General features: G+C 68.0%; 10 protein-coding genes. 8 read left to right on the top strand and 2 right to left on the bottom strand.

All coding sequences use genetic code 11. The features are described 5' to 3' along the window. Positions 1-113 precede the first annotated feature (113 nt). The 8 genes from gcvP (at position 114) to TX88_RS05885 (ending at position 11,068) form a co-directional block, all read left to right on the top strand. Positions 114-2,987, top strand: a complete 2,874-nt coding sequence (gene gcvP / locus TX88_RS05850) for an aminomethyl-transferring glycine dehydrogenase (protein WP_044515339.1) — start codon at positions 114-116, stop codon at positions 2,985-2,987. Next, entirely contained in the window at positions 2,984-4,096 is a 1,113-nt protein-coding gene (gcvT, locus tag TX88_RS05855; RefSeq protein ID WP_044515341.1) for a glycine cleavage system aminomethyltransferase GcvT, read from the top strand. The genes gcvP and gcvT overlap by 4 nt, the downstream gene beginning before the upstream one ends. A gap of 11 nt (positions 4,097-4,107) precedes the next feature. Then, a complete protein-coding gene (gene gcvH / locus TX88_RS05860; protein ID WP_044515342.1) occupies positions 4,108-4,506 on the top strand; it encodes a glycine cleavage system protein GcvH in 399 nt (132 codons plus the stop codon). A gap of 2 nt (positions 4,507-4,508) precedes the next feature. Then, the gene (gene glyA / locus TX88_RS05865) at positions 4,509-5,777 is read left to right on the top strand and encodes a serine hydroxymethyltransferase (RefSeq protein ID WP_044515344.1); all 1,269 of its coding nucleotides are present in this window, start codon (positions 4,509-4,511) and stop codon (positions 5,775-5,777) included. Positions 5,778-5,779: 2 nt separating this feature from the next. Then, positions 5,780-7,165: an L-serine ammonia-lyase gene (locus TX88_RS05870; protein ID WP_044515345.1), complete on the top strand. Its 1,386-nt coding sequence runs from the start codon at positions 5,780-5,782 to the stop codon at positions 7,163-7,165. 5 nt (positions 7,166-7,170) lie between these two features. Beyond that, on the top strand, positions 7,171-8,112 hold the full coding sequence (gene lipA / locus TX88_RS05875) for a lipoyl synthase (RefSeq protein ID WP_044519140.1): 942 nt from the start codon (positions 7,171-7,173) through the stop codon (positions 8,110-8,112). Beyond that, a complete protein-coding gene (lpdA, locus tag TX88_RS05880) occupies positions 8,109-9,476 on the top strand; it encodes a dihydrolipoyl dehydrogenase (protein ID WP_044515347.1) in 1,368 nt (455 codons plus the stop codon). Before lipA ends, lpdA begins: the two co-directional genes overlap by 4 nt. Before the next feature lie 89 nt (positions 9,477-9,565). Then, positions 9,566-11,068: a PucR family transcriptional regulator gene (locus tag TX88_RS05885; protein ID WP_049924858.1), complete on the top strand. Its 1,503-nt coding sequence runs from the start codon at positions 9,566-9,568 to the stop codon at positions 11,066-11,068. Between the two features lie 6 nt (positions 11,069-11,074). Here TX88_RS05885 and TX88_RS05890 read toward each other — a convergent pair whose 3' ends face one another. Both TX88_RS05890 and TX88_RS05895 read right to left on the bottom strand, forming a co-directional pair. Further along, complete coding sequence (locus tag TX88_RS05890) at positions 11,075-12,379, bottom strand: DUF445 domain-containing protein (RefSeq protein WP_044515348.1); 1,305 nt, start codon at positions 12,377-12,379, stop codon at positions 11,075-11,077. Between the two features lie 4 nt (positions 12,380-12,383). After that, on the bottom strand, positions 12,384-12,741 hold a 358-nt coding region (locus TX88_RS05895), incomplete at its 5' end, for an Abi-alpha family protein (RefSeq protein ID WP_044515350.1).

The raw sequence follows: 12,741 nt of genomic DNA on the forward strand, positions 1-12,741 counted from the left end.
TACCGAAGGGGAAAGGCGCAACGCGCTAAAACTCTCAGGTTTCAGGACAGAGCGGGGAGGTGTCACTTCACGACGCATCGTGTAATCGCGATGCCCGAAACCGGAGTCACCTCATGCCTGAGTGCACCGCAATTGTCCACGACGACAACTCTTTTCGTGACCGACACATCGGCCCTGACCGAGTGGGCGAGCGGCGCATGCTCGAAGTTCTCGGATTCGCCACCACCGATGAGTTGATCGACAGCGCGGTGCCCCGGCAGATCCGCTGCACCGATGGCTTGCGGCTGCCCGCCGCGCGATCCGAACAGCAGGTGCTCGCGGCACTGCGCGAGCTGGCCGACCGCAATCAGCCGCGGATCCAGATGATCGGCCTCGGCTACCACGACACCATCACCCCCGCGGTCCTGCGCCGCAACATGTTCGAGTCGCCGGCCTGGTACACCGCCTACACGCCGTACCAGCCGGAGATCTCGCAGGGCAGGCTCGAGGCGCTGCTGACGTTCCAGACGCTGATCGAGGACCTCACGGCGCTGCCGGTCGCCGGTGCATCGCTGCTGGACGAGGCCACCGCGGTGATGGAGGCGGTGCTGTTGATGCGGCGGGCCAACAAGACGGTGTCGTCCAACCGTGTGGTGCTGGACGCCGATTGCCTGCCGCAGACGCTCGCGGTGGTACGCGGGCGGGCCGAAGCCGTCGGCGTCGAGGTGGTGGTCGCCGACCTGACCGGGGCGCTGCCCGAGGGCGACGCCTTCGGCGTCGTCTTCCAGTCCCCGGGCGCCAGCGGAGTGGTGCGTGACCTCGCCCCGCTCGTCGCCGCGGCACACGAGCGCGGCATGCTCACCACGGTCGCCGCCGACCTGCTGGCGCTGACCCTGATCACGGCCCCCGGCGAGCAGGGCGCCGACATCGCGGTGGGCTCGGCGCAGCGGTTCGGCGTTCCGCTGTTCTTCGGCGGTCCCCACGCCGGCTACATGGCGGTGCGCTCCGGTCTGGAGCGCATGCTGCCCGGCCGCCTGGTCGGGGTATCGGTCGATGTGGCCGGCAAGGCCGCCTACCGGCTCGCACTGCAGACCCGCGAGCAGCACATCCGCCGCGACAAGGCGACCAGCAACATCTGCACCGCGCAGGCACTGCTGGCCAACGTCGCCGCCATGTACGCGGCCTACCACGGACCGGAAGGGCTGCGCGCCATCGCAACCCGTGTCCATGGGCATGCCGTCGCGCTGGCCGACGGTCTGCGTGCCGCGGGGCGCGAGATCGCGCACGACTCGTTCTTCGACACCGTGCTGGTGCGGGTCCCTGGCACCGCCCACGAGATCGTGGCGGCCGCCGACCGGGCCGGTATCAACCTTCGTCTGGTCGACGCCGACCATGTCGGCATCGCCTGCGACGAGTGCACCACCGACGACGTGATCGGGCGCGTGCTCGAGGTGTTCGGCGCTTCGCCGGTGGCCACCGATCGTCCGTTCGCGCTGCCTGCCGATCTGCTTCGCACATCGGAGTACCTGCAGCACCCCGTGTTTCGAACGCATCGATCCGAAACCGCGATGCTGCGTTTCCTGCGGGAGCTCTCGGACCGGGATCTGGCGCTGGACCGCACCATGATCCCGCTCGGGTCCTGCACCATGAAGCTCAACGCCGCGGCCGAGATGGAACCGATCAGTTGGCCCGGATTCGCCGGTATCCACCCGTACGCGCCTGCCGGACAGACCGCGGGGTACCTCGAGCTGATCGGCAATCTGGAATCCTGGCTGGCCGAGATCACCGGCTACGACCGGGTTTCGTTGCAGCCCAACGCCGGATCCCAGGGTGAGCTCGCGGGCCTGCTGGCCATCAACGCCTACCACCGGTCCCGCGGCGAGGACCACCGCGACGTCTGCCTCATCCCGCAGTCGGCACACGGCACCAATGCGGCCTCGGCCGTCCTGGCCGGGATGCGCGTGGTCGTCGTGAAGACGGCGGCCAACGGCAACATCGACCACGACGATCTTCAGGCCAAGCTCGCCGACCACGACGGGCAGGTCGCGGCGATCATGCTCACCTACCCGTCCACCCACGGGGTGTACGAAACCGATGTCCGCACCGTGTGCGACCTCGTCCACCGCGCAGGCGGCCAGGTCTACGTCGACGGCGCCAACCTGAACGCACTTGTGGGACTTGCCAAACCCGGCGAGTTCGGCGGCGACGTGTCACACCTCAACCTGCACAAGACGTTCTGCATCCCGCACGGCGGCGGCGGCCCGGGCGTCGGACCCGTCGCGGTCCGCGCCCACCTGGCCCCGTTCCTGCCCGGTGACCCGCTGCAGGACGGACCGGCGCCGGTATCGGCGGCCAACTACGGTTCGGCCGGCATTCTGCCGATCACCTGGGCATACCTGGCACTTATGGGCCCCGACGGCTTGACCGCGGCCACCAAGGCCGCGGTGCTGGGCGCCAACTACCTGGCGACATCGCTGGCCGGGCACTACCCGGTGCTCTACACCGGGGAAACCGGGTTGGTCGCACACGAGTGCATCCTCGATCTGCGCGAGATCACCAAGCGCACCGGAGTGACCGCGGAGGATGTGGCAAAGCGGTTGATCGACTACGGTTTCCACGCCCCGACCCTGTCCTTCCCTGTCAGCGGAACTCTCATGGTGGAGCCCACCGAATCCGAGGACCTTGCCGAACTGGACCGGTTCATCGAGGCCATGATCAACATCCACGACGAGATCAGCCGGGTCGGCTCGGGAGAGTGGGCGCTCGAGAACAGCCCGTTGCGGCAGGCCCCGCACACCGCCGAGCAGGTCACCGATGCCGATTGGGTCCTGCCGTACAGCAGGCAGTACGCGGCGTATCCCGTTGCCTCCCTGCGGCTCAACAAGTACTGGCCGCCGGTCCGCCGCATCGACGGCGTGCACGGCGACCGCAACCTCGCCTGCTCGTGCCCTGCGCCAGAGGCATTCCAGACCGACACCGTCGAGATCCTCCAGGAGGTTTTTGCATGACCGACAACCAGACCCCGGCCTCACCGCTGCTCGACGAACATCGGGCACTGGGTGCCGCGTTCACCGACTTCGCCGGCTGGGCAATGCCGCTGAAGTACGGCAGTGAACTGGCCGAGCACAAGGCAGTCCGTGAGACCGCCGGGCTGTTCGACCTGTCCCACATGGGCGAAATCGCCATCACCGGAGCTCAGGCCGGCGAGGCGCTGGACTTCGCCCTGGTCGGCGAGGCATCCAAGATCGGCACCGGCCGGGCCAAGTACTCGCTCATGTGCGACGCCGACGGCGGCGTGATCGACGATCTGGTCGTCTACCGGCTCGCCGACGACCGCTTCCTGGTGGTGGCCAATGCCGCGAACGCTCCCACGGTGGCACGCGAACTGGCCGGCCGGGCCGCGCAATTCGACGCCGACGTGGACGACCAGTCGACCAGCACCGCGCTGATCGCCGTTCAGGGGCCCGCGGCGGAAGGCATCGTCAGCTCACTGGTGCCCGACGAGCAGCTGGAACTGGTCGCACATCTCAAGTACTACGCGGTGACCGCGGCGCAGGTCGCCGGGATCGATGTGCTGTTGGCGCGTACCGGCTACACGGGCGAGGACGGCTTCGAGCTCTACGTGCCCAATGCGCAGGCGGTGGAGTTGTGGCGGGCCCTGCTGGCGGCCACCACCGAGGTCGATGGGTTGCCCGCGGGCCTGGCCTGCCGCGACACCTTGCGACTCGAGGCGGGAATGGCGCTCTACGGGCACGAGCTCACCCGCGAACTCAACCCGTATGCGGCCGGCCTGGGCAAGGTCGTCCGCCTGGGCAAGGAGTTCGTCGGACGCGATGCGCTGCAAGGGCTTTCCGAGCTTCCGGTCTCCCGTGTCCTGGTCGGGCTGAAGGGCGCGACCCGCCGCGCGGCCCGGGCCGGTTACACCGTCGAGAACACCGACGGCGCCGCGGTGGGACTGGTGACGTCAGGCGCGTTGTCGCCGACCCTTGGTTACCCGATCGCGCTGGCCTACCTCGACACCGGCCTGGCCGAACCCGGAACCGTCGTCCAGGTCGACATCCGCGGCAAGAAAGAACAGTTCGAAATCACCCCGGCGCCGTTCTACCGCCGCAGCTGAAAGGACCCGACATGACCACTCAGACAATCCCCGACGACCGTAGCTACACCGAAGAGCACGAGTGGGTGCTCATCGCACCCGGCGCCGCACTGCCGGACACCCCGGTCAAGGTCGGGATCACCTCGGTCGCCGCCGCCGCGCTCGGTGACCTGGTCTACCTGGACCTGCCCGAGGTCGGGTCCACCATCACCGCAGGCGAAACCTGCGGCGAGGTGGAATCCACCAAGACCGTGTCCGAGCTCTACCCGCCCGTGAGCGGCACCGTCACGGCGGTCAACACCGCAGCCGTCGACGATCCCGCCCTCGTCACGTCTGACCCCTACGGCGAGGGCTGGCTGTTCGAGGTGCAGGCGACCGAGGCGGGAAACCTGTTGACCGCAGCCGAATACGCAGAGAAGAGCGAGGCCTAGACATGAGCGTCCTCGACGAACGCCTCGCCGACTTCGACCCCGAGATCTACTCGGCCATCGGCGACGAACTGCACCGGCAGCGGCTGGGCCTGGAGATGATCGCCTCGGAGAACCACGCTCCGCTCGCGGTCATGCAGGCGCAGGGTTCGGTGCTGACCAACAAGTACGCCGAAGGGTATCCGGGCCGGCGCTACTACGGCGGCTGCGAACACATCGACGTGATCGAACGGCTGGCCATCGACCGGGTGAAGTCGTTGTTCGGAGCGGAATTCGCCAATGTGCAACCCCATTCGGGTGCGCAGGCCAACGCCGCGGTCATGCACGCGCTGATCAATCCGGGCGACACCATCCTCGGCCTGTCCCTGGACTGCGGTGGACACCTGACCCACGGCATGCGACTGAACTTCTCCGGAAAGCTGTACAACGTCGCCGCGTACGGGGTGTCCAAAGAGGACTTCCTCGTCGACATGGATGCCGTTGCCGAAGCAGCGCGGGAACACCGGCCGCAGCTGATCATCGGCGGATGGTCGGCGTACCCGCGGCAGCTGGACTTCGCCCGGTTCCGCGAGATCGCCGACGAGGTCGGTGCCTACCTGATGGTCGACATGGCGCACTTCGCGGGACTGGTCGCCGCCGGTCTGCATCCGTCGCCGGTGCCGCACGCCCACGTCGTGACGTCCACGACCCACAAGACCCTGGGCGGGCCCCGCGGCGGCGTCATCCTCACCAACGAGGCCGACATCGCCAAGAAGATCAACTCCGCGGTGTTCCCCGGACAACAGGGCGGACCGCTGGAGCACGTCATCGCCGCCAAGGCAGTCGGATTCAAGATGGCCGCCGAGCCGGAATTCGCCGAACGTCAACAGCGGGTCCTGCGTGGCGCGCGGATCCTGGCCGAGCGGCTGAGCCGGCCCGACGTCAAGGACGCGGGCATCACCGTCCTCACCGGCGGCACCGACGTGCACCTGGTGCTGGTGGATCTGCGCAACGCCGCCATCGACGGGCAGCAGGCCGAGGACCGGCTCGACGCGGTCGGTATCACGGTGAACCGCAACGCGGTGCCGTTCGATCCCCGGCCGCCGATGGTCACCTCCGGGCTGCGCATCGGAACCCCGGCGCTGGCCGCCCGCGGATTCGGTGACGAGGAGTTCGCCCGCGTCGCCGACATCATCGCCGCCGCGCTCATCGCCGAGGCCGACGCCGACACCGAAGACCTTGCGGCGCAGGTACGTACGCTGGCCGAACAGTTCCCGCTCTACCCGGGGCTGTAGCCATGGCGGTCAGCGTGTTCGACCTGTTCTCGGTGGGGATCGGCCCGTCGAGCTCACACACCGTCGGCCCGATGCGGGCGGCCGGCATGTTCGTCGACGAACTCGTCGGTCGTGACATGGTCGATCACGTCGCCGAGATCACGGTGGATCTGTTCGGCTCGCTGGCAGCGACCGGCGCCGGGCACGGCACCATGCCGGCCATCCTTCTGGGTCTCGAGGGCTACCGGCCCGAGACCATCGAGACCGACGAGATGGAACGTCGGTTGGCGACCATTCGGGCCGACGGGAAGATCCAGCTGGCCGGACGGATCGTCATCGCGCTGACCGAATCCGACATGCATCTGCAGCCGGGCCGCCAGCTCGCCCAGCACCCGAATGCCATGACGCTGGCGGCATTGTCGGCCGGTGGTGACGTGCTCTACCGCGAGACGTACTTCTCGGTCGGGGGTGGCTTCGTCGTCACCGAAACCTCGCCGCCCCGTTGCGAAGCGGCGGGAGCAGCGGCCGACGATTCGTTCCGCTCGGCCGCCGAGCTGCTTGCCCAGACCGAGCGGGACGGGCTGTCGGTGAGCCAGGCGATGATGCGGCAGGAATGCGTGAACCGGAGCGAAGCAGAGGTGCGGGAGCGTCTCCTGCACATCCGCGACGTCATGGTCGCCTGCCAGGCCAACGGGATGGCCCGCGGCGGCTATCTGCCGGGCAACCTGCAGGTCCGCCGCCGGGCCCAGGACTGGTTCGTTCGGCTCGATGCCGAAGACCCGCAGCGTGATCCGGCCTTCGCCGAGGACTGGGTGAACCTGGTGGCACTCGCGGTCAACGAGGAGAACGCGTCGGGCGGCCGGATCGTGACCGCGCCGACCAACGGTGCGGCCGGGATCATCCCGGCGGTGCTGCACTACGCCTTGCGCTACACCCCGGCCGGAATCGCGGACCCGGACGACACCACCGTCCGCTTCCTGCTGACCGCCGGAGCCATCGGATCGCTGTACAAGGAGCGGGCCTCGATCTCGGGTGCCGAGGTCGGTTGTCAGGGTGAGGTCGGCTCCGCGGCGTCGATGGCCGCCGGTGGTCTGGCCGAAATCCTGGGTGGCACACCGCAACAGGTGGAGAATGCCGCAGAGATCGCCATGGAGCACAGCCTCGGCCTCACATGCGACCCGATCGGTGGCCTGGTGCAGATCCCGTGCATCGAGCGCAACGCCATCTCGGCGGGCAAGGCGATCAACGCCGCCCGCATGGCGCTGCGCGGTGACGGCACCCACCGGGTGAGCCTGGACCAGGTCATCGAGACGATGCGTGCCACCGGGATGGACATGAGCGCCAAGTACAAGGAGACATCCATGGGTGGGCTGGCCGTCAACGTCTCCGTCAACGTCGTCGAATGCTGAAGGATATGACCGTCACCCCCGAAGGCCGCCGCCTGCTGCGCCTGGAGGTCCGCAACGCGCAGACCCCGGTCGAACGCAAACCGGCCTGGATGAAGACGCAGCTGCGGACCGGGCCCGAATACCGTGAGCTGGCCTCGCTCGTGCAGCGCAACGACCTGCACACGGTGTGCCAGGAAGCGGGCTGCCCCAACATCTTCGAATGCTGGGAAGCACGCGAGGCGACCTTCCTGATCGGCGGTGACCAATGCACGCGGCGCTGCGATTTCTGCCAGATCGCCACGGGCCGCCCCGAGCCGCTGGACCGGGATGAACCCCGGCGGGTGGCCGAATCCGTGGCACACATGCAGTTGCGCTACGCGACGGTGACCGGGGTGGCGCGCGACGACCTGCCCGACGGCGGCGCGTGGCTGTATGCCGAGACGGTCCGCCAGATCCATGCTGCCTGCCCGGGGACCGGCGTCGAACTGCTCATCCCCGATTTCACCGGTACCCGTGAGCAACTCGACGAAGTGTTCGATGCCGCCCCGGAAGTGCTGGCGCACAACCTGGAAACCGTGCCGCGCATCTTCCGCCGCATCCGGCCCGGCTTCGACTACGAGCGCTCGCTCGGGGTGATCGAGCGGGCCCGCAGCCAGGACCTGATCACGAAGTCGAACCTGATCCTCGGCATGGGGGAGACGATCGAGGAGATCGTGCAGGCCCTGCGGGATCTGCATGCTGCCGGATGCCAGCTGATCACCATCACCCAGTACCTGCGGCCCACGCCGCGGCACCACCCCATCGAACGCTGGGTCACCCCAGAGGAATTCACCGACCTCGACGGCATCGCCCGCGAGATCGGCTTCCTCGGGGTGATGTCCGGCCCGCTGGTGCGTTCGTCCTACCGGGCCGGGTGGCTCTACACCCAGGCGCGTACCGCAATCAAACTTTCAAGGAGCGTTCCGTGAGTGCAGCAGATGTCGTCATCCTCGGCGGCGGCCCCGGCGGGTACGCCGCCGCGATCCGTGCGTCGCAGCTCGGGTTGTCGGTCATCCTGATCGACGAGGCCCAGGTGGGCGGCACCTGCCTGCACCGCGGCTGCATCCCGACCAAGGCGCTGCTGCATGCGGCCGAAGTCGCCGACACCGCGCGCACCGCAGCACAATTCGGTGTCAACGTGGCCTTCCACGGCGTCGACCCCGAGAAGCTGCACGGCTTCAAGAACACGGTGGTGGCACGCCTGCACAAGGGGCTCTCCGGGCTGATCGACACCCTCGGCATCACCGTCGTCAACGGCCGTGGCCGGCTGACCGGGCCCACCACCGTCGAGGTCGACGGCACCACCATCACCGGAAAGTCGATCGTGCTGGCCACCGGGTCGGCGCCGAAGCTCCCCGGACTCATCGCGCCGTCCGATCGGGTGCTCACCAGCGATCAGGCCCTGGAACTGGAGACCATCCCCGAATCGGCGATCATCCTCGGCGGCGGCGTGATCGGCGTCGAATTCGCCAGTCTCTGGGCGTCGTTCGGGACCAAGGTGACCATCGTCGAAGCACTGCCACGGCTGGTGCCCAACGAAGACGCCGCCATCTCCACCTACCTGGAGCGGTTGTTCCGGCGCCGCCGCATCACCGCCAAGACCGGAGCCCGCCTCTCCGCGGTCGCCACCGATCGCGGCGAAGTGCGCGTGACCCTGGAGTCCGGCGACGAGTTGTCCGCCGATGTGCTGCTGGTAGCCGTCGGCCGGTCCCCACGTACCGCCGATCTCGGACTCGCCGAGGCCGGGGTGACACTCGACCGCGGGTTCGTGGTGACCGACGACGCACTGCGCACGAGCGTGCCGAGCGTGTATGCGATCGGCGACATCGTCGGTGGACTCCAGTTGGCGCACCGGGCATTTCAGCAGGGCATCTTCGTCGCCGAGCAGATCGCCGGGCGCAATCCCGAACCCGTCGCGGACCTCGGTATCCCTCGGGTCACCTACTGCAACCCCGAGATCGCCTCGGTGGGGCTCACCGAGGAGGCGGCGCGGGAACGCTACGGCGACGGCGTGGAAACCGTCACCTACGACCTGGCAGGCAACGGGCGCAGCCAGATCCTCAAGGCGTCCGGGGCGATCAAGCTCGTCGTCGACCCGGCCGGAACGGTGGCGGGCGTGCACATGATCGGCCACGGGGTTTCCGAGCTGATCGGTGAAGCCCAGATGCTCTACAACCTGGGCGTCAAGGCTGACGAGGCCGCCCGCTTCGTGCACGCCCACCCCACGCAGAACGAGGCGTTGGGGGAGGCGCTGATGGCAGTGTCCGGAGCACCGCTCCACCTGCACGGGTGACAACCAGCACCGCGAGCGACCGCGAAAGTACGCTGATTGCGGCGTGTTGCCGTACAGACACGGTCGCTCGCGGTGAGGAGGGTTGGCACGTGAGCATCACGGTGCGCGAGTTGCTGGATATGCCGCACCTTCAGCTGCGACTGCACTCCGGCGAGGCCGGGCTGGATCGACAGGTCACCTGGACACACACCTCGGATCTGCCGGAACCCTGGCAGTGGGTCAGCGCTGGAGAGCTGTTGATGACCAACGGCATGTCGTTCCCGGCAGGCGCTGCCGAACAGGAGAACCTGCTCGAGGAGCTGCATCGCGTGGGTGCCAGTGGACTGGCGATCGGCGAGGACATGTTCTGCCCCCGCCTCACCCAACGGTTCACCCGCGCCAGTGAGCGGCTCGAGTTGCCGGTGGTGTGGATCCGTTACCCGATGCCGTTCGTGGCGATCTCGCGCGCGGTCGCCGAGGCCACCCTGCTCGAACAGTCCCAGCGGCTGATGCGGACGGCACGCATCTATGACGCGCTGCGCCACTCCACGGCAGGGGACGCGGCACGATCACGAATCGCCGATGCGCTGACGAAGGAACTGAAATGCGCGGTGTACGTGTGCGACCGGGTCACCGGGGAGGCGTATCACCCTGACGGCCCGCACCCGCCGGACGACGTGAAGGAGACGGTGCGCACGGCATCGCACGGCACCCTGGCGGCCGGGGCGCGATCGGTGCTCACCGCAGGCGGGGTCGAGGTGCTGGTCGGGGAGGTACCGACGCACGACGATGCGGTGCTGGCGGTCATCCGCGAAGGCGGCGCCGCGCTCGACGGAGTTTTGATACAGCACGCCGCGACCGTCGTCGCGCTGGAGTTGTCCCAGACCTACCTGGCGCTCGAACACACCCGGCGCACGGGTGCCGAGCTCACCGCGCAGCTCATCGACGGGCGGATGGATCAACGGGTGGGGCGTCGTCAGCTGGTGTCCGCCGGGCTGGATCCGGCGACGTCGATGTTCGTCTCGGCCACGTGCGATGACGAACGGCGACTGCGGGATCTGCACGTCGCGTTGTGGCGCCGCCGGATTCCCCACGTGTCGGCGTTCCGTTCGGGGGTCTCGCATGCGGTGGTGCCGGGAACCGATGCGGCGATCGAGGCCATCGCCGCCGCACTCGGCCCGACCGCCAGGGTCGGAGCCGGCCGGGTGATCAAGACCGTGGCCCGTTCGGCGGAGTCCGCCCGCGAGGCGACATGGGCACTGGGCGCCGCGCAGCGGACCGGGGATCCCGTGGTGCGCTACGGCACCGCGACATCGTGGGTGGGCATGGGCGGTGTCGAGGATGCCCGGGCCATGGTGGAGCGCTGGCTCGGCCCGCTGATCGAGCATGACGCCCAGCACCGGACCGGCCTGGTCGAGACGCTGGAGGCGTTCCTGGCCAACCAGCGGTCCTGGCAGCGCACAGCGGCCGCGATGAACGTGCATCGGCAAACCGTGCTGTACCGCGTCCACAAGGTGGAGGAGCTCACCGGGGCCCGCCTGTCCGACACCGCCGACATCGCCCAGCTCTGGCTGGCTCTCCAGTCTCGCGACTTGCTGGCCGGCGGCAAATAGGTCCGGCTAGTGGTGCAGCAGGGCCAGTGCGACGGCCTCGGGGCTGTGGCCGAAGTGCTCGATGACCTGCACCTGGATTTCGCCGACGACGCCACCGAGGATGGCGCCGACCGCGATCATCGTGGGCTCGTCGTCCTTGAACACCGGCCGCAGGATCGACTCGTACTCCTCGTTGGTGAGCTGGCCCATCTTGTCGACGATGGTCTTCTCGAGGTCCAGGGCGCTCATGGCGTAGTCCTGGGCCTCGACCAGCGTGGTGGGGAGCCGTTCGAGCACCATCTTCACCATGTTGTCCTTGAAGGCGTTGTACCGCTGCGTGCCGACGGCGAATTTGACCAGCGGGGTCGCGATGCCGGTCTGAGCATCGATGGCTGCTTCGACCTCCTTGCCCACCAGCGCGAACAGCTTGTCGGAGCCCGGTCCGCGCAGCACGCCGTCGAACAGGATCTCGGGTGAGAACAGGTCCTGGGCCAGGATCCGCGCGTAGTCCGCGGTGATCTTGTCGCGCTCGGCGTGCAGCAAGCCCTGGAACGGGATGAAGCCGAGGTATTTCGTCGGCCGCACCGGCCGGAACAACATGTTGAGCGCGATGTAGTCACTGATGAGACCGACGCCGAAGCCGAAGGCCGGCATGATCCACGGATTCTGGAACAGCGCCCATGCGACCATCTGGACCAGGCCGATCGCCAGCCCGAAGTAGATCCCGCTGCGGCGGACGAAGGCCATCGCGTTGTCGCCGAGCCCGCGCATCAGTTTGTTGAGCTTGTCCTTGTTCCGGACCAGCGTCGTGACCGCCAGGTACTGGATGTCGACGAACCGGTTGAGGTCCGATCGCATCTCGGTGAGCATCTTCTCCACGATCTTCGGCGTCTGATCGTGTACGCGCGCCATGATCGCCTTGCGCGCCGCATCGGGCAGTGAATCCCACAGTCCGGGCCGGATCTGCTCGGCGATGTCGCGGGAGATCTCGTCGACCGCCTGGGTCAGTGGCTCGCGCAACGTATCGACGGCTTCTCTGGCGTCGACCTTCTCCAGCAGCTCTTCGGGTTTCAGAAGGTTCTGGGTGAGCAGCTCGATGGTCTTGGACCCCACCTTGCCCGCGCGGCGGGGCACGATGCCCTGCCAACCGAACAGGCCGATGCCCTTGAACTCCATCGGCCGGTACAGCATCTCCAGCGCGACGATCTTGGTGCTCCACCCGACGAAGGCGGCGACGAACGGCATGGACAGATAGATCAGCCAATTGACGCCGAAATCTGCCTTGATCTCCTGCCAGGTCTGGATCGCGAGAATTGTCTCGCTGCCGCTCATGCGGTTACGAACCGTCCCGTTGGACCGCGGCCTCCCACAGGCCGCGACCCAGGCCTGACAGCGTCAGGGTCAGCTTGTCCACCCGCGCGGTGAGTGGCCCGCGCGATGCGCCCTTGATCGCCCGCAACACCATGGGCTCGGCCATGAGCACCTCGTACTCGGACTTCTGCGACGGATCCTCTGGACCGGTCTCGACCAGACCCAGCGACAGCAGATGGCCGACGTACTGCGGGACCATGGCGGGCAACGCCACATTGGCGGTGCGACCGATCAGGCAGGCGTTCTCCAGCACGGCCTGCCCCGGCGTCCGGGCCCGTGTCCAGGTGTAGACGTTGACCAGTGGCGAAGCCGCACCCTCCGAC

Origin of the sequence: Mycolicibacterium septicum DSM 44393 (assembly GCF_000455325.1) — a bacterium.
Lineage (GTDB): Bacteria > Actinomycetota > Actinomycetes > Mycobacteriales > Mycobacteriaceae > Mycobacterium > Mycobacterium septicum.